The organism is Citrobacter sp. Cu233, assembly GCF_030332225.1.
In the GTDB taxonomy this organism is placed as follows: Bacteria; Pseudomonadota; Gammaproteobacteria; order Enterobacterales; family Enterobacteriaceae; genus Citrobacter.
Genome location: NZ_JAOWIF010000042.1, coordinates 30,176 through 47,746 on the forward strand (window position 1 = coordinate 30,176; position 17,571 = coordinate 47,746).

The following is a 17,571-nucleotide window of genomic DNA, read 5'->3' on the forward strand; positions in this document are numbered from 1 at the left end:
GCGGGAATAGCTCAGTTGGTAGAGCACGACCTTGCCAAGGTCGGGGTCGCGAGTTCGAGTCTCGTTTCCCGCTCCAAATTCTTATCTCAATAAAAATATCCACAACGTAGTATCGCGTTGGGGACGTTTTATTTCGCCATTGACATACTTCTGTAAACAGACTTATCCACAGGTCGACGCATCATTCCTTGAATGCAAATAACTTCGCTGGGTGAATAATATCTTCATAACCAATTGAAATCATTGAGTTAATTATCATTTCAAATTGTTAATACGATCACTTGACGATTTTTTCCTTCTTGAATATCAATGTGTTTTTATTTTTATACACAAGCTGTGGATGACTTAAGCATCGCGTGGCAATCCTTTTTCAACGACCCTGATCAGACGTTGTTTCTTCGGTAACTGCACTTCCACTACGCAGGCATTTCGCTTCTCAATTTGCCGGGCAATCGCCCACTCTATGTGCTCGTCGAGAAGTGGGTGCTCACCTCTGCGACTTTCCAGCGCATTGATTACGGCTTCATCACAGGGGGCATTTCCCAGCGCAACGGCGATATTCCGCAACCAGCGCAGATGGCCAATACGACGAATGGCAGAACCTTCCGTCACTTTCAAAAACCGCGCCTCGTTCCAGCCAAACAACTCAATTAACTCTGGTGCATGAAGTTGCTTGCGCGGGTTGAAGTCATCTTCGGTAGTCAGTTGCGAATAGCGGTTCCAGGGGCAGATGAGCTGGCAGTCATCGCAGCCATAGATGCGGTTCCCCAGTAGCGGGCGAAACTCTTCCGGGATAGCACCTTCCAGCTCGATAGTCAGATAAGAAATGCAGCGGCGGGCATCGACAGTATACGGTTCAACGATAGCACCGGTAGGACAAATGGTCATACAGGCCACGCATTTCCCGCATCCTTCTTCGACTGGCTTATCAACCGGGAGAGGCAAATCGATCAGTAGCTCACCGAGAAAGAAGAATGAGCCAGCCTCACGGTTGAGGATAAGTGAGTGCTTACCCGTCCAGCCAAGCCCTGCTTTTTCCGCCAGTGGACGCTCAAGAATGGGCGCAGAATCGACAAAAGGTCTAAAATTCAGCGAAGCGCAGTGCTGTTGAATCATCTCGCCCAGCTTTTTTAAGCGGTTACGTAGCAACTTATGGTAGTCACGTCCAAGCGCGTACCGGCTGACGTAGCCCAGAGAGGCATTTTTCAACGTACTGGCAAAGGCTGCGTTGGCAGGAAGATAGTTCATTCGTACGCTGACAACGCGTAATGTACCGGGCAATAATTCATGAGGTCGGGCGCGCATCATGCCGTGACGGGCCATCCAGTCCATCTCGCCGTGATAGTGTTTATCCAGCCAGTCCTGCAGTTTGGGTTCGGCTTCGCTGAGGTTGGTATCGGCAATACCGACCTGCTGAAAGCCAAGTTCCAGCCCCCACTGCTTAATATTTTGCGCTAACTGATTGAGATCGAGGGGCTCTGACATGACGGACCATACAATGAAGAAAAACCTCGCAAGTATACCACACTCCATCTGGCACGCCGATGACATCAAACGGATGGAACGAGAGGCGGCAGACAACTTAGGGCTGACGCTTTATGAACTGATGCTGCGCGCGGGAGAGGCTGTGTTTCAGGCTACCCGGAACGCATATCCGCACGCTCAACATTGGCTGGTGCTGTGCGGCCACGGTAACAATGGCGGTGATGGGTATGTGGTGGCAAGACTCGCCAAAGCGCTGGGTATTGATGTCACATTGCTGGCACAAGAGAGCGATAAAACGCTGCCCGAGGAAGCACAGCAGGCGCGTGATGCCTGGCTTAATGCGGGGGGCGTGATCCATTCAACAGATATCGTCTGGCCTGGTCGTGTGGATGTCATTATCGACGCGCTGTTGGGGACCGGTTTAAAACAGGCACCGCGCGAACCTCTCCGTATGCTGATTGAGCATGCCAATGCCCATCCTGCCCCCATCGTCGCCGTAGATATTCCTTCTGGCCTGCTGGCACAAACAGGAGCGACACCGGGGGCGGCGATAAATGCAGCGCATACCGTCACCTTTATTGCGTTGAAACCAGGGCTGTTAACTGGCAAAGCGCGCGATGTTACCGGACATCTGCACTTTAACGCGCTTGGGTTGGACGCCTGGCTTGACGGGCAAGATGCGCCGATTCAGCGTTATGACGCCTCGCAGCTTGCGCACTGGTTAACACCACGTCGACCTACCTCACACAAAGGTTCCCATGGTCGGTTGGTCATTATTGGCGGTGACCACGGCACGGCGGGCGCCATTCGTATGGCTGGTGAAGCGGCGCTGCGTGCGGGGGCTGGGTTGGTCAACGTGCTGACGCGCAGTGAAAATATCGCCCCCATTTTGACTGCCCGACCGGAACTCATGGTCGATACGCTAACGCCGAAGACGCTGGAAGAGGGTTTGGCCTGGGCAGATGTCGTGGTGATTGGTCCTGGTCTTGGACAGCAGGAGTGGGGCAAAAAAGCATTGCAAAAGGTCGAGAATTTTCGCAAACCGATGCTCTGGGATGCCGATGCGCTTAACCTGCTGGCAATCAATCCCGATAAACGTCACAATCGCGTGATCACGCCGCATCCGGGTGAGGCAGCACGGTTGCTGGGTTGTTCCATTGCAGAAATTGAAGACGATCGCTTACTTTGCGCACAACGTCTGGTAAAACGGTACGGAGGTGTGGTGGTGCTGAAAGGCGCGGGGACGGTAGTCGCCTCTGAACAGGCTGCATTGGGTATTATTGATGCCGGCAATGCCGGAATGGCCAGCGGCGGGATGGGGGATGTGCTCTCCGGTATTATTGGCGCATTGCTCGGACAGAAGCTTACCCCGTATGATGCAGCGTGTGCGGGATGTGTTGCGCACGGTGCGGCGGCGGATGTACTGGCAGCGCGTTTTGGTATGCGCGGCATGCTGGCGACAGATCTCTTTACCACGCTACAGCGTATTGTTAACCCTGATGTGATTGACGTTTATCATGATGAATCGAGTAATTCCACTACCTGATGAGCAGGCAACTTTAGACCTGGGACTGCGGGTAGCCAAAGCCTGTGACGGCGCGACGGTTATTTATTTATATGGCGACCTTGGGGCGGGTAAAACGACCTTCAGTCGGGGATTCCTGCAGGCGTTAGGTCACAAAGGTAATGTAAAAAGCCCGACCTACACGCTGGTCGAACCCTATGCGCTCGATAATTTAATGGTTTATCACTTCGACCTGTATCGCCTTGCGGACCCGGAGGAGCTGGAATTTATGGGGATCCGTGATTATTTTGCCAATGATGCCATCTGCCTGGTGGAATGGCCGCAACAAGGTAAAGGTGTACTGCCAGACCCGGACGTCGAAATACACATTGAATATCAGGCGCAAGGTCGTGAGGCGCGCGTAAGTGCTGTCTCCTCATCGGGTGATTTATTGCTGGCGCGTTTAGCCGATTAACCTTAAGGGTGGCGGGATGATTTATCGCATCAGAAACTGGCTGATGGCAACCCTGGTCCTGCTGTGCGCGCAGGCAGGGGCCGCCAGCCTCTCCGATCTTCAGGTTTCCAATGGCGATCAACAGGCGCGGATTACGCTGAGCTTTATCGGTGAGCCGGAATACGCTGTGTCGCAGGAGGGGAAACGAACGGTCACGCTGGATATTAAACAAACAGGTGTGATTCAGGGATTACCACTGCTGTTCAGCGGTAATAATCTGGTGAAGGCGATCCGTTCTGGTACGCCAAACGATGCCCAGTCTCTGCGGCTGGTCGTCGATTTAACCGAAAACGGAAAAGCTGAAGCCGTAAAACGACAAAACGGTGGCAATTACACCGTTGTGTTTACGATTAAAGCTGATGCGCCGCCGCCGCCACCTGTGGTGGTCAAGCGTGTCGAGGCACCGGCCGTTGCTCCACGTCCCGTTGAGCCAGCACGTAATCCGTTTAAAGCAGAAAATGATCGCACCACCGCTGTGACCAGCAGCAATACGGCCACGAGACCGGCAGCTCAGGCTCGCGTCAGCAACGGCGATAAAGTTGTTATTGCTATCGATGCCGGGCACGGCGGACAGGACCCTGGGGCGATCGGCCCTGGTGGTACACGCGAGAAAAACGTCACTATTGCTGTTGCGCGCAAACTGCGCGGCTTGCTGAATGATGATCCGATGTTTAAGGGGGTACTCACCCGTGACGGCGATTACTTTATCTCGGTGATGGGCCGTTCCGATGTTGCGCGTAAACAAAATGCCAACTTCCTGGTCTCTATTCATGCGGATGCCGCACCAAACCGCGATGCGACTGGCGCTTCAGTATGGGTGTTGTCAAACCGTCGTGCCAACAGTGAAATGGCCGGTTGGCTGGAGCAACACGAGAAACAGTCGGAATTGCTGGGCGGCGCGGGTGATGTGCTGGCTAACAGTCAGTCCGATCCATATCTCAGTCAGGCCGTACTGGACCTGCAGTTCGGTCATTCGCAGCGTGTCGGGTATGATGTGGCGACCAGCATGATCGGTCAGTTAGAGCGAATTGGTTCGATGCACAAACGCCGCCCGGAACACGCCAGCCTTGGCGTATTGCGCTCGCCGGATATCCCGTCAGTCCTGGTCGAAACCGGCTTTATCAGCAACAACAGCGAAGAACGGCTGTTGGCAAGCGATGATTACCAGCAGCAGCTGGCCGAGGCGATTTACAAAGGACTGCGTAACTATTTCCAGGCGCATCCGATGCAAACCGGCCCACAGGGCGCACCGGCGCAAACTGCCAGCGCCGTATCGCCTGGCAGCACGTTAACAAACTAAGGATTAGCCATGCCGATTCAGGTTCTACCGCCACAGTTGGCGAACCAGATTGCCGCAGGCGAGGTGGTGGAACGACCTGCGTCGGTGGTTAAAGAGCTGGTAGAAAACAGCATCGATGCGGGTGCTACGCGCATCGATATTGATATCGAACGCGGCGGGGCGAAGCTTATCCGTATTCGTGACAACGGCTGTGGGATTAAAAAAGACGAGCTGGCGCTGGCGCTGGCGCGTCATGCCACCAGTAAAATTGCCTCGCTTGATGATCTCGAAGCTATCGTCAGCCTTGGATTTCGTGGAGAGGCACTGGCGAGTATCAGCTCGGTTTCCCGTTTAACCCTGACATCGCGTACGCAAGAACAACCCGAAGCCTGGCAGGCCTATGCTGAAGGGCGTGACATGGATGTGACGGTTAAACCCGCTGCGCATCCGGTGGGGACCACGCTGGAAGTACTGGATCTGTTTTACAACACGCCAGCACGACGCAAGTTTATGCGCACGGAGAAAACGGAATTTAACCACATCGACGAAATTATCCGCCGCATTGCGTTGGCGCGTTTCGATGTGACGATTAATCTGTCGCATAACGGCAAAATGGTGCGCCAGTATCGTGCCGTAGCGGCGGATGGACAAAAAGAGCGTCGACTGGGTGCTATTTGCGGGACGCCGTTTCTGGAGCATGCTCTGGCGATTGAATGGCAGCATGGCGATTTGACGCTGCGCGGCTGGGTGGCCGATCCGAACCACACGACAGCGGCGCTGGCAGAAATCCAGTACTGCTATGTGAATGGCCGGATGATGCGCGACAGACTGATCAACCATGCCATTCGCCAGGCTTGTGAAGATAAGCTGGGCGCCGATCAGCAACCCGCATTTGTACTGTATCTGGAAATCGACCCGCATCAGGTAGATGTAAACGTGCACCCAGCCAAACATGAGGTACGTTTTCACCAGTCTCGTCTGGTGCATGATTTTATTTATCAAGGGGTGTTAAGCGTCCTGCAACAGCAGTTGGAAACCTCGCTGCCGTTGGCTGATGATGAAGAACCCGCCCCGAGACACATCCCGGAAAATCGCGTGGCGGCAGGGCGTAACCATTTTGCCGAACCTGCGGCAGCGCGTGAACCTGCTACTCCCCGTTATTCTGCCTCTTCCAGTAGTGGAAGTGGTCGCCAGGGGCAGGCAAGCGCCAGTTGGCCACATGCCCAGCCTGGATACCAAAAGCAGCAGGGCGAAATTTATCAGCGCCTGCTGCAGACACCGGCTCCGATGCACAAACCACCTGTCGCTGAAACAGCGGCGGTACCTCTTACCGGGAACAGTCAGGGGTTTGGACGGGTGCTGACTATCGTAGGGACAGACTGTGCATTACTGGAAAGCGATGGCCAGATTCGGCTGCTGGCGTTACCTGTTGCGGAACGGTGGTTGCGTCAGGCGCAGCTTACGCCTGGGCAGGGCCCTGTTTGCGCTCAGCCACTGCTGATCCCGTTGCGTCTAAAAGTCACCGCTGATGAAAAAGCAGCGTTGCAAAAAGGACAAAGCCAGCTGGCCGATTTGGGGATTGAATTTCAGCTGGATGCGCAGCATGTGACCATCCGAGCGGTGCCTTTACCCTTACGCCAACAAAATTTACAAATCTTGATTCCTGAACTGATAGGCTACCTGGCGCAGCAAACCGTATTCGAACCGGGCAACATTGCGCAGTGGATTGCTCGTAACCTGATGAGCGAGCATCCGCAGTGGAGCATGGCCCAGGCGATTACGCTGTTGGCGGATGTTGAGCGGCTATGCCCACAACTCGTGAAGGCGCCGCCGGGTGGTCTGTTACAACCTGTTGATTTACATTCGGTAATGAACGCCCTGAAACATGAGTGATACCTGTAAGGCGAGCCTGCCAAAGGCAATTTTTTTAATGGGGCCGACGGCCTCCGGTAAAACGGCATTAGCAATTGAATTGCGTAAAGTTTTGCCCGTAGAGTTGATAAGCGTTGATTCCGCCCTTATTTACAAGGGGATGGATATCGGCACCGCGAAACCTGATGCTGATGAATTGAAGGCCGCACCACACCGATTGCTGGATATTCGTGATCCGGCGCAAGCGTATTCTGCAGCGGATTTTCGTCGCGATGCGTTAGCCGAGATGGCCGATATCACCGCAGCGGGGCGTATCCCGCTGTTAGTGGGTGGCACAATGTTATATTTCAAAGCGTTGCTTGAAGGGTTGTCACCGTTACCGTCGGCGGACCCGGAGGTCAGGGCCAGAATCGAGCAGCAGGCGGCAGAGCGTGGATGGGACGCGTTACACCGACAGCTTCAGGAGAATGACCCGGTAGCTGCGGCGCGGATTCATCCAAATGATCCGCAAAGACTTTCCCGGGCACTGGAAGTTTTTTTCATTTCGGGTAAAACTTTAACGGAGCTGACGCAAACGTCAGGAGATGCTTTGCCGTATGAGGTGCACCAGTTTGCGATCGCTCCGGCGAGCCGTGAACTGCTCCATCAGCGAATTGAGCAGCGTTTTCATCAGATGTTAGCTTCAGGTTTTGAAGCAGAAGTCCGGGCGCTTTTTGCCCGAGGAGATTTGCATACGGATTTGCCTTCCATTCGTTGTGTCGGGTATCGCCAGATGTGGTCATACATTGAAGGCGAAATTTCATACGATGAAATGGTTTATAGAGGTGTTTGCGCCACGAGGCAGTTAGCGAAGCGGCAGATAACCTGGTTGCGTGGTTGGGAAGGGGTGCACTGGCTTGACAGTGAAAAGCCTGACCAGGCGCGAAACGAAGTATTACAGGTTGTTGGTGCTATCGCGAACTGAATGTGTACAATTGAAACGTATCGTGCGCAATTTTTCAGAATCGAAAGGTTCAAAGTACAAATAAGCATATAAGGAAAAGAGAGAATGGCTAAGGGGCAATCTTTACAAGATCCGTTCCTGAACGCACTGCGTCGGGAACGTGTTCCAGTTTCTATTTATTTGGTGAATGGTATTAAGCTGCAAGGTCAAATCGAGTCTTTTGATCAGTTCGTGATCCTGTTGAAAAACACGGTCAGCCAGATGGTTTATAAGCACGCGATTTCTACTGTTGTCCCGTCTCGCCCGGTTTCTCATCACAGTAATAATGCCACCGGCGGCACTGGCAGCAACTACCATCACGGTAGCAACGCGCAGGGTTCATCAGCGCAACAGGACAGCGAAGAAACCGAATAAGGTTTTAGGCTGTTTTACACACGGGGAGCCAGAGATCCTGCGTTCCCCGTTGATATATATTAAGGGGTTGACGCTTGTTTGACCGTTATGATGCCGGTGAGCAGGCGGTACTGGTACACATCTATTTTTCGCAAGACAAAGATATGGAAGACCTCCAGGAGTTTGAATCTCTGGTTTCTTCCGCCGGTGTCGAAGCAATGCAGGTGATTACCGGGAGCCGTAAAGCACCGCACCCGAAGTATTTTGTTGGTGAAGGTAAGGCAATCGAGATTGCTGAAGCCGTAAAAGCGACTGGCGCTGCGGTGGTGATTTTTGATCATGCTCTAAGCCCTGCCCAGGAACGTAACCTGGAACAGTTATGCCAGTGTCTTGTTATCGACAGGACTGGTCTTATTTTAGATATTTTTGCCCAGCGTGCGCGGACCCATGAGGGGAAGTTGCAGGTTGAGCTGGCGCAGTTGCGCCATATGGCTACACGCCTGGTCCGTGGCTGGACTCACCTTGAAAGGCAAAAAGGCGGGATTGGTTTGCGTGGTCCGGGTGAAACCCAGCTCGAAACCGACCGTCGTTTGCTGCGTAATCGCATTTTGCAAATACAGTCGCGCCTGGAAAAAGTTGAAAAGCAACGTGAGCAGGGGCGGCAGTCGCGCAAGAAAGCGGATGTCCCAACCGTATCACTGGTGGGATATACCAACGCCGGAAAATCCACCCTGTTCAACCAGATAACCGAAGCCCGGGTTTACGCAGCGGATCAACTGTTCGCGACCCTGGATCCGACGCTTCGTCGAATAGACGTTGCGGATGTCGGTGAAACCGTGCTGGCGGATACCGTAGGGTTTATCCGTCATTTGCCGCACGACCTGGTGGCGGCGTTTAAGGCCACTTTGCAGGAGACTCGTCAGGCAACCTTGCTGTTGCACGTTATTGATGCGGCAGATTTTCGTGTGCAGGAAAACATTGAGGCCGTCGACACGGTTCTTGAAGAGATCGATGCAAATGAAATCCCGACGCTGCTGGTAATGAATAAGATCGATATGCTGGATGATTTTGAACCGCGTATCGACAGAGATGAAGAGAATAAACCCATTCGCGTGTGGGTCTCAGCGCAAACGGGAATTGGCATACCACAGCTTTTTCAGGCTTTGACAGAGCGACTTTCCGGTGAGGTTGCGCAACATACGTTGCGTCTGCCGCCGCAGGAAGGACGACTGAGAAGCCGGTTTTACCAACTTCAGGCAATAGAGAAAGAGTGGATGGAGGAAGACGGTAGCGTAGGTCTGCAAGTACGTATGCCGATCGTAGACTGGCGTCGCCTCTGTAAACAAGAACCGGCACTGGAAGACTATGTTGTCTGACCTGACGGATATGGCCTGAAGATTTTTTCGCCTCTATTCCTCGTGGATTTTCTGCGGCAGGAAGGCGGCAAGTCCTGAAATCTCCAGGAGCATAGTCAACTATGTGACTGGGGGTGAAAGACGTAGCCAACGCATCTGCAGCGCAAAAGACGCAGGTATAGCATCGCATAACAAATATGGAGCACAAAAATGGCGTGGAATCAGCCCGGTAATAACGGACAAGACCGCGACCCCTGGGGAAGCAGCAAACCTGGCGGCAACCCTGAGGGAAATGGAAACAAAGGTGGTCGCGATCAGGGACCTCCCGATCTGGATGATATCTTCCGCAAACTGAGTAAAAAACTCGGTGGTTTGGGTGGCGGTAAAGGTACGGGTTCTGGCGGTGGTAGCTCATCACAAGGCCCGCGTCCGCAACTGGGGGGCCGAGTCTTTACTATCGCAGCGGCAGCTATCGTCATTATCTGGGCGGCTAGTGGTTTCTACACCATTAAAGAAGCGGAACGTGGTGTAGTGACACGCTTTGGTAAATTCAGCCATCTGGTTGAGCCGGGTCTGAACTGGAAACCGACCTTTATCGACGAAGTGACTCCGGTCAACGTTGAAGCTGTGCGTGAACTTGCAGCATCCGGTGTGATGCTGACCTCTGACGAAAACGTCGTGCGCGTTGAAATGAACGTGCAGTACCGTGTGACCGATCCGCAGCGTTACCTGTTTAGCGTAACCAGCGCGGATGACAGTCTGCGTCAGGCAACTGACAGCGCCCTGCGTGGGGTCATCGGTAAATACACCATGGATCGTATCCTGACTGAAGGGCGTACCGTTATTCGTAGCGATACCCAGCGTGAACTGGAAGAAACCATTCGTCCGTACAATATGGGTATCACCCTGCTGGACGTCAACTTCCAGGCTGCACGCCCGCCGGAAGAAGTAAAAGCGGCGTTTGATGATGCTATCGCAGCGCGTGAAAACGAGCAGCAGTACATCCGTGAAGCAGAAGCGTATACCAACGAAGTTCAGCCACGTGCAAACGGTCAGGCGCAGCGTATTCTGGAAGAAGCGCGTGCGTATAAGACCCAGACCATCCTGGAAGCACAGGGTGAAGTGGCTCGCTTCGCAAAAATTCTGCCGGAATATAAAGCCGCCCCGCAGATTACTCGCGAGCGTCTGTATATCGAAACCATGGAAAAAGTGCTGAGCCATACCCGTAAAGTACTGGTTAACGATAAGGGCAGTAATCTGATGGTTCTGCCGTTGGATCAGATGCTGAAAGGCGGTACTGCGCCAGCAGCTAAGACTGACAGCAGTTCAAATCTGCTGCGTCTGCCACCGGCAACGTCTTCCAGCACTGGAGCAAGCAACACCTCGTCCACCAGTCAGGGCGATATTATGGACCAACGCCGCGCGAATGCGCAGCGTAACGACTACCAGCGTCAGGGGGAATAACGATGCGTAAGTCAGTTATTGCGATTATCATCATCGTTCTGGTAGTTCTGTTCATGTCAGTCTTTGTGGTCAAAGAAGGCGAGCGCGGGATTACCCTACGCTTTGGTAAAGTTCTGCGTGACGATGACAACAAGCCGCTGGTGGTTGCACCAGGCCTGCACTTCAAGATTCCGTTTATTGAATCCGTGAAGATGCTGGATGCGCGTATTCAGACCATGGACAACCAGGCCGATCGCTTTGTTACCAAAGAGAAGAAAGACCTGATCGTTGACTCCTACATCAAGTGGCGCATCAGTGACTTTAGCCGCTACTACCTGGCAACGGGCGGTGGTGATGTTTCTCAGGCAGAAGTGTTGTTGAAACGTAAGTTCTCTGACCGTCTGCGTTCTGAAATCGGTCGCCTGGACGTGAAAGATATCGTTACCGATTCCCGTGGTCGTTTGACCCTGGAAGTCCGTGACGCGCTGAACTCCGGTTCTGCTGGCACAGAAGATGAAGTCGCGACTCCGGCGGCGGATAGCGCGATTGCCGAAGCGGCTGAACGTGTGCAGGCTGAAACGAACGGTAAAGTCCCGGTCATCAACCCGAACAGTATGGCGGCACTGGGTATCGAAGTGGTCGATGTGCGCATCAAGCAAATCAACCTGCCAGCTGAAGTGTCCGAGGCTATTTACAACCGTATGCGCGCTGAGCGTGAAGCGGTAGCCCGTCGCCATCGTTCACAGGGTCAGGAAGAAGCGGAAAAACTGCGTGCAACAGCGGACTATGAAGTCACCAAAACGCTGGCAGAAGCTGAGCGTCAGGGCCGCATTATGCGTGGTGAAGGCGATGCAGAAGCCGCTAAACTGTTTGCTGACGCATTCAGTCAGGATCCTGACTTCTACGCCTTCATCCGTAGCCTGCGCGCTTACGAGAAGAGCTTCGAAGGAAACCAGGATGTAATGGTCATGAGCCCGGACAGCGATTTCTTCCGTTACATGAAGACGCCGAATAGCGCAACACGCTAAAATAGCTCCAGCGGTTTTAGACCAGCAAAACCACCGGCATCCCCAGGGATGCGGTGGTTTTCTTTTTATATAAGGACGACGGATGAACTCAACAATTTTGCTGGCGCTCGCGCTGGTTTTGGTGCTGGAAGGCCTGGGTCCTATGCTGTATCCCCGCGCCTGGAAGAAAATGATCTCGGCGATGGCACAACTTCCTGAAAATATTTTGCGTCGTTTTGGTGGAGGTCTTGTGGTCGCGGGCATTGTCGTCTACTACATGTTGAGGAAAACGATTGGCTGATCAATAAGTAGACTAATTTGCGGATTTTTGGATGCAAAAAGTGCTGTATATCTGAAAAAGCGGTGGTAGAATCCATTTTTAAGCAAACGGTGATTTTGAAAAATGGGTAACAACGTCGTCGTACTGGGCACCCAATGGGGTGACGAAGGTAAAGGGAAGATCGTCGATCTTCTGACTGAACGGGCTAAATATGTTGTGCGCTACCAGGGTGGTCACAACGCAGGCCATACTCTCGTAATCAACGGTGAAAAAACCGTCCTCCATCTTATTCCATCAGGTATTCTTCGCGAGAATGTAACCAGCATCATCGGTAACGGTGTTGTACTGTCTCCGTCCGCGCTGATGAAAGAGATGAAAGGGCTGGAAGATCGTGGTATCCCGGTTCGTGAGCGCCTGCTGCTGTCTGAAGCGTGTCCGCTGATCCTTGATTATCATGTTGCGTTGGATAACGCTCGTGAGAAAGCGCGCGGTGAGAAAGCGATCGGTACCACCGGTCGTGGTATCGGCCCGGCTTATGAAGATAAAGTGGCTCGTCGCGGTCTGCGCGTTGGCGATCTGTTTGATAAAGCAACTTTCGCTGAAAAACTGAAAGAAGTGATGGAATATCACAACTTCCAGTTGGTGAATTTCTACAAAGTTGAAGCCGTTGACTACCAGAAAGTGCTGGATGATGTGATGGCGATTGCCGACATCCTGACGTCTATGGTTGTTGATGTTTCCGATCTGCTGGACCAGGCGCGTAAGCGTGGCGATTTCGTCATGTTTGAAGGTGCGCAGGGTACTTTGCTGGATATCGACCACGGTACCTATCCGTACGTAACGTCTTCCAACACCACTGCGGGTGGCGTGGCGACCGGCTCCGGCCTGGGCCCGCGTTATGTGGACTACGTTCTGGGTATCATCAAAGCTTATTCCACGCGTGTAGGTGCGGGTCCGTTCCCGACTGAATTGTTTGATGACGTCGGCGAATTCCTGTGCAAACAAGGTAACGAGTATGGCGCAACGACGGGTCGTCGTCGTCGTACCGGCTGGCTGGACTCCGTCGCTGTGCGCCGTGCGGTACAGATTAACTCCCTGTCTGGCTTCTGCCTGACCAAACTGGACGTACTGGACGGTTTGAAAGAGGTTAAAATCTGTGTTGCTTACCGTATGCCGGATGGCCGTGAAGTCACGACTACTCCGCTGGCAGCAGACGACTGGAAAGGTATTGAGCCGATTTACGAAACCATGCCAGGCTGGTCTGAATCCACCTTTGGTGTGAAGGAACGTAGTGGTCTGCCGCAGGCAGCGCTGAACTACATCAAGCGTATTGAAGAACTGACCGGTGTGCCGATTGATATTATCTCAACTGGCCCAGACCGTACTGAAACCATGATCCTGCGCGACCCGTTCGACGCATAATCATGTTTGGCGCAGTGCTGCTGGCGCTGCGCATATCAGGCCTGCATGTGTTATTTTGTAGGCCGGATCAGGCGCTTTTCACCGCCATCCGGCTTAACAAAGAGTGAATTCCTCGCTTTTTTCCTTCCCGAACTGAAATAAATTAGCGACCTGGCTGGTGGCTGGTTTATCATCAATATAATTAATACTACCAGGCTTATCCGTTTTATCCCTTTTCCTGAGGTTGATGTGCAGTTAACAAGTTTCACCGATTACGGATTACGTGCGCTAATCTACATGGCGTCGCTACCCGAAGGACGTATGACCAGTATTTCTGAGGTGACAGAAGTCTACGGCGTGTCCCGTAATCATATGGTCAAAATAATCAATCAACTTAGCCGGGCGGGCTTCGTTACTGCTATTCGTGGAAAAAATGGCGGCATCCGCCTGGGCAAACCGGCTAAAGCTATTGGAATTGGTGATGTGGTTCGCGAGCTGGAACCCTTATCGCTGGTTAACTGTAGCAGCGAGTTTTGCCACATTACCCCCGCCTGCCGACTCAAGCAGGCGCTTTCTAAGGCAGTGCAAAGTTTTCTCACGGAACTGGACAACTACACACTTGCTGATTTGGTTGAAGAGAATCAACCGCTTTATAAATTATTGCTGGTGGAGTGACGAAAATCTTCATCAGAGCTGACAATGGAGGAACCTCGATGTCACAAGATCCTTTCCAGGAGCGCGAAGCTGAAAAATACGCGAACCCTATCCCGAGCCGGGAATTTATCCTCGAACATTTAACTAAACGTGAAAAACCGGCCAACCGCGATGAGCTGGCCGCTGAACTCAATATTGAAGGTGAAGAGCAGCTGGAAGCGCTGCGTCGCCGGCTGCGCGCGATGGAGCGTGACGGGCAACTGGTCTTTACCCGTCGTCAGTGCTACGCGCTGCCGGAGCGTCTTGACCTGCTAAAAGGCACCGTTATTGGCCATCGTGATGGCTACGGTTTCTTGCGCGTCGAAGGACGCAAAGATGATTTGTACCTGTCCAGCGAGCAGATGAAAACCTGCATCCATGGCGATCAGGTACTGGCACAACCGCTGGGTGCGGATCGTAAAGGCCGCCGCGAAGCACGTATCGTGCGCGTACTGGTACCAAAAACTAGCCAGATTGTTGGTCGCTACTTTACTGACGCTGGTGTGGGATTTGTCGTACCGGACGATAGTCGACTGAGTTTTGACATCTTGATCCCGCCTGAAGAGGTGATGGGTGCTCGTATGGGCTTTGTGGTGGTGGTTGAACTCACCCAGCGCCCGACTCGCCGTACCAAAGCGGTGGGTAAAATTGTCGAAGTGCTGGGCGATAATATGGGCACCAGCATGGCCGTTGATATGGCCCTGCGTACTCATGAAATTCCCTATATTTGGCCGCAGGCAGTAGAGAAACAGGTCGCCGGTCTGAAAGAAGAAGTACCGGAAGAAGCGAAAATCGGGCGTGTTGATTTGCGCGATTTGCCGCTGGTTACTATCGATGGTGAAGATGCGCGTGATTTCGATGATGCCGTCTATTGCGAGAAAAAGCGTGGCGGCGGCTGGCGTTTGTGGGTGGCGATTGCTGACGTAAGTTATTACGTTCGCCCACCGACCCCGCTGGACCAGGAAGCCCGTAGTCGCGGTACATCCGTGTACTTCCCGTCGCAGGTCGTACCGATGCTGCCGGAAGTGCTTTCCAACGGATTGTGTTCGCTCAACCCGCAGGTGGACAGGCTGTGTATGGTGTGCGAAATGACCATTTCGTCAAAAGGTCGCTTAACCGGCTTTAAATTCTACGAAGCGGTAATGAGCTCCCATGCTCGTCTGACCTACACCAAAGTCTGGCATATGCTGCAGGGCGATCAGGAACTGCGTGAGCAGTACGCGCCGTTGGTGAAACATATTGAAGAGCTGCATAACCTCTACAAAGTGCTGGATAAAGCGCGTGAAGAGCGCGGCGGTATTTCGTTTGAAAGTGAAGAAGCGAAGTTTATCTTCAATGCTGAACGCCGTATCGAGCGTATTGAACAGACGCAGCGTAATGACGCGCACAAGCTGATTGAAGAGTGCATGATCATGGCGAATATCTCAGCGGCGCGATTCGTTGAGAAAGCCAAAGAGCCTGCACTGTTCCGTATTCACGATAAGCCAACGACCGAAGCGATTAACTCTTTCCGCTCGGTACTGGCCGAGCTGGGACTGGAGCTGCCGGGTGGTAACAAACCAGAGCCGCGTGATTATGCCGAGTTGCTGGAGTCGATTGCTGACCGACCTGACGCAGAAATGCTGCAGACCATGTTGCTGCGCTCCATGAAACAGGCCATTTACGATCCGGAAAACCGTGGTCACTTTGGTCTGGCGCTGCAATCTTATGCGCACTTTACCTCACCGATTCGTCGTTACCCGGACCTCTCGTTGCACCGTGCAATCAAATATTTGTTGGCGCAGGAGCAGGGCCATAAAGGTAACACCACGGAGACGGGTGGCTACCATTACTCGATGGAAGAGATGCTGCAACTGGGCCAGCACTGTTCTATGGCAGAGCGCCGTGCTGACGAAGCCACGCGCGATGTCTCTGACTGGCTGAAGTGTGACTTTATGCTGGATCAGGTCGGTAATGTCTTTAAGGGCGTTATTGCCAGCGTGACGGGTTTTGGCTTCTTTGTTCGTCTTGATGAGCTGTTTATCGACGGTCTGGTGCATGTCTCCTCGCTGGATAACGACTACTATCGTTTTGACCAGGTAGGGCAACGCCTGACAGGCGAATCCAGCGGTCAGATGTATCGCCTTGGCGATCGTGTGGAAGTCCGTGTGGAAGCTGTCAATATGGACGAGCGCAAAATCGACTTTAGTCTGATTTCCAGCGAACGTGCTCCGCGCAATGAGGGTAAAACCGCGCGCGAAAAAGCCAAAAAAGGCGATGCAGGTAAGAATACCGGTAAACGTCGCCAGATGGGAAAAAAGGTGAATTTCGAGCCGGACAGTGCTTTCCGCGGTGAGAAAAAAGGCAGAGCCAAACCTCAGGCGGATAAAAAAGCGGCTGAGAAAAAAAGCGACAAAAAAGCGAAAAAGCCATCGGCGAAAACGCTTAAAATCGCTGCCGCCACCAAAGCCAAACGCGCGGCGAAAAAGAAAGTCACGGAATAAGCCATAAACCGTAAGCCGGGTGGCCAGCGTGCCGCCCGGCGTACACCTAAACTATTAACGAGTACATTCATGAGTGAAATGATTTACGGCATCCATGCGGTGCAGGCTCTGTTGGAGCGTGCGCCTGAGCGCTTTCAGGACGTCTTTATTCTCAAAGGTCGTGAAGATAAACGTCTGCTGCCGCTGATCCATGCGCTGGAAGCACAGGGTGTTGTCATCCAGTTAGCTAACCGCCAGTTCCTGGATGAGAAAAGTGAGGGTGCGGTTCATCAGGGGATTATTGCGCGAGTGAAGCCGGGTCGTCAGTATCAGGAAAACGATCTTCCGGATCTGATTGCGGAACTCGACCAGCCGTTCTTTTTGATCCTCGATGGCGTCACCGATCCGCATAACCTGGGCGCATGCCTGCGTAGTGCAGACGCTGCCGGTGTGCATGCGGTTATCGTGCCGAAAGATCGTTCTGCACAATTGAATGCGACGGCGAAAAAAGTTGCCTGTGGCGCGGCAGAAAGCGTACCGCTGATCCGCGTGACCAACCTGGCGCGCACCATGCGTATGTTGCAGGAAGAGAACATCTGGATCGTTGGCACCGCAGGCGAAGCTGACCATACGCTGTATCAGAGCAAAATGACCGGGCGTCTGGCGCTGGTAATGGGCGCAGAGGGCGAAGGTATGCGTCGCCTGACCCGTGAACATTGTGATGAACTGATCAGCATCCCAATGGCCGGGAGCGTTTCATCGCTTAACGTCTCTGTCGCGACGGGAATTTGCCTGTTCGAAGCTGTTCGTCAGCGCGGGTAATTGACTCCCTCTTCTCTTAAGCCATCCTTCGGGATGGCTTTTTTGTGACCGTTATCCCAGGCACTCTCTTCTCTGACTGGCCATACTTATGGCGACGGCCATTGACGGAGGGAGACAC

The 17,571-nt window shown here is 53.1% G+C and carries 15 protein-coding genes and 1 tRNA gene; 15 read left to right on the plus strand and 1 reads right to left on the minus strand.

Translation table 11 applies throughout. The features are described from left to right. Positions 1-76 (plus strand) — tRNA-Gly (locus OGX95_RS18695). Between the two features lie 269 nt (positions 77-345). Here the strand turns inward: OGX95_RS18695 and queG are convergent. Next, entirely contained in the window at positions 346-1,485 is a 1,140-nt protein-coding gene (gene queG, locus OGX95_RS18700; RefSeq protein WP_286630540.1) for a tRNA epoxyqueuosine(34) reductase QueG, read from the minus strand. On the opposite strand from queG, the gene nnr reads away from it, so the two are divergent. The 14 genes from nnr (at position 1,484) to rlmB (ending at position 17,453) form a co-directional block, all read left to right on the plus strand. Continuing rightward, positions 1,484-3,031 (plus strand): bifunctional ADP-dependent NAD(P)H-hydrate dehydratase/NAD(P)H-hydrate epimerase, encoded by a 1,548-nt coding sequence (gene nnr / locus OGX95_RS18705; protein WP_286630541.1) that lies wholly within the window; start codon positions 1,484-1,486, stop codon positions 3,029-3,031. The genes queG and nnr overlap by 2 nt on opposite strands. Continuing rightward, complete coding sequence (tsaE, locus tag OGX95_RS18710; protein WP_137384005.1) at positions 3,003-3,464, plus strand: tRNA (adenosine(37)-N6)-threonylcarbamoyltransferase complex ATPase subunit type 1 TsaE; 462 nt, start codon at positions 3,003-3,005, stop codon at positions 3,462-3,464. The genes nnr and tsaE overlap by 29 nt, the downstream gene beginning before the upstream one ends. A gap of 16 nt (positions 3,465-3,480) precedes the next feature. Beyond that, on the plus strand, positions 3,481-4,803 hold the full coding sequence (gene amiB / locus OGX95_RS18715) for an N-acetylmuramoyl-L-alanine amidase AmiB (protein WP_286630542.1): 1,323 nt from the start codon (positions 3,481-3,483) through the stop codon (positions 4,801-4,803). 9 nt (positions 4,804-4,812) lie between these two features. Next, the gene (gene mutL / locus OGX95_RS18720) at positions 4,813-6,675 is read left to right on the plus strand and encodes a DNA mismatch repair endonuclease MutL (protein WP_286630543.1); all 1,863 of its coding nucleotides are present in this window, start codon (positions 4,813-4,815) and stop codon (positions 6,673-6,675) included. Beyond that, positions 6,668-7,618 (plus strand): tRNA (adenosine(37)-N6)-dimethylallyltransferase MiaA, encoded by a 951-nt coding sequence (miaA, locus tag OGX95_RS18725; RefSeq protein ID WP_286630544.1) that lies wholly within the window; start codon positions 6,668-6,670, stop codon positions 7,616-7,618. The genes mutL and miaA overlap by 8 nt, the downstream gene beginning before the upstream one ends. A gap of 84 nt (positions 7,619-7,702) precedes the next feature. Next, positions 7,703-8,011, plus strand: coding sequence for an RNA chaperone Hfq (hfq, locus tag OGX95_RS18730; RefSeq protein WP_003025584.1), 309 nt, complete (start codon positions 7,703-7,705; stop codon positions 8,009-8,011). Positions 8,012-8,085: 74 nt separating this feature from the next. Then, positions 8,086-9,366 (plus strand): ribosome rescue GTPase HflX, encoded by a 1,281-nt coding sequence (gene hflX / locus OGX95_RS18735; RefSeq protein ID WP_032937767.1) that lies wholly within the window; start codon positions 8,086-8,088, stop codon positions 9,364-9,366. A 189-nt stretch (positions 9,367-9,555) separates the two neighbouring features. After that, a complete protein-coding gene (gene hflK, locus OGX95_RS18740; protein WP_271440277.1) occupies positions 9,556-10,809 on the plus strand; it encodes an FtsH protease activity modulator HflK in 1,254 nt (417 codons plus the stop codon). A 2-nt stretch (positions 10,810-10,811) separates the two neighbouring features. Then, positions 10,812-11,816 carry a protease modulator HflC gene (gene hflC, locus OGX95_RS18745; protein WP_286630545.1) on the plus strand — a complete coding sequence of 335 codons (1,005 nt, stop codon included), beginning with the start codon at positions 10,812-10,814 and terminating at the stop codon, positions 11,814-11,816. Positions 11,817-11,898: 82 nt separating this feature from the next. Then, positions 11,899-12,096, plus strand: coding sequence for a DUF2065 domain-containing protein (locus OGX95_RS18750; RefSeq protein ID WP_286630546.1), 198 nt, complete (start codon positions 11,899-11,901; stop codon positions 12,094-12,096). Positions 12,097-12,198: 102 nt separating this feature from the next. Then, positions 12,199-13,497 (plus strand): adenylosuccinate synthase, encoded by a 1,299-nt coding sequence (purA, locus tag OGX95_RS18755; RefSeq protein ID WP_005134423.1) that lies wholly within the window; start codon positions 12,199-12,201, stop codon positions 13,495-13,497. A 228-nt stretch (positions 13,498-13,725) separates the two neighbouring features. After that, positions 13,726-14,151, plus strand: coding sequence for a nitric oxide-sensing transcriptional repressor NsrR (nsrR, locus tag OGX95_RS18760; protein ID WP_005134424.1), 426 nt, complete (start codon positions 13,726-13,728; stop codon positions 14,149-14,151). Between the two features lie 38 nt (positions 14,152-14,189). Then, on the plus strand, positions 14,190-16,652 hold the full coding sequence (gene rnr / locus OGX95_RS18765) for a ribonuclease R (protein ID WP_286630547.1): 2,463 nt from the start codon (positions 14,190-14,192) through the stop codon (positions 16,650-16,652). A gap of 69 nt (positions 16,653-16,721) precedes the next feature. Beyond that, the gene (gene rlmB / locus OGX95_RS18770; protein ID WP_271449154.1) at positions 16,722-17,453 is read left to right on the plus strand and encodes a 23S rRNA (guanosine(2251)-2'-O)-methyltransferase RlmB; all 732 of its coding nucleotides are present in this window, start codon (positions 16,722-16,724) and stop codon (positions 17,451-17,453) included. Positions 17,454-17,571 lie beyond the last annotated feature (118 nt).

Bases quoted from the DNA above. Each gene is read 5' to 3' on its own strand.
- nnr (WP_286630541.1), top strand. From the start codon at position 1,484: ATGACGGACCATACAATGAAGAAAAACCTCGCAAGTATACCACACTCC.
- queG (WP_286630540.1), bottom strand. From the start codon at position 1,485: ATGTCAGAGCCCCTCGATCTCAATCAGTTAGCGCAAAATATTAAGCAG.
- tsaE (WP_137384005.1), top strand. From the start codon at position 3,003: ATGATGAATCGAGTAATTCCACTACCTGATGAGCAGGCAACTTTAGAC.
- amiB (WP_286630542.1), top strand. From the start codon at position 3,481: ATGATTTATCGCATCAGAAACTGGCTGATGGCAACCCTGGTCCTGCTG.
- mutL (WP_286630543.1), top strand. From the start codon at position 4,813: ATGCCGATTCAGGTTCTACCGCCACAGTTGGCGAACCAGATTGCCGCA.
- miaA (WP_286630544.1), top strand. From the start codon at position 6,668: ATGAGTGATACCTGTAAGGCGAGCCTGCCAAAGGCAATTTTTTTAATG.
- hfq (WP_003025584.1), top strand. From the start codon at position 7,703: ATGGCTAAGGGGCAATCTTTACAAGATCCGTTCCTGAACGCACTGCGT.
- hflK (WP_271440277.1), top strand. From the start codon at position 9,556: ATGGCGTGGAATCAGCCCGGTAATAACGGACAAGACCGCGACCCCTGG.
- hflC (WP_286630545.1), top strand. From the start codon at position 10,812: ATGCGTAAGTCAGTTATTGCGATTATCATCATCGTTCTGGTAGTTCTG.
- OGX95_RS18750 (WP_286630546.1), top strand. From the start codon at position 11,899: ATGAACTCAACAATTTTGCTGGCGCTCGCGCTGGTTTTGGTGCTGGAA.
- purA (WP_005134423.1), top strand. From the start codon at position 12,199: ATGGGTAACAACGTCGTCGTACTGGGCACCCAATGGGGTGACGAAGGT.
- rnr (WP_286630547.1), top strand. From the start codon at position 14,190: ATGTCACAAGATCCTTTCCAGGAGCGCGAAGCTGAAAAATACGCGAAC.
- rlmB (WP_271449154.1), top strand. From the start codon at position 16,722: ATGAGTGAAATGATTTACGGCATCCATGCGGTGCAGGCTCTGTTGGAG.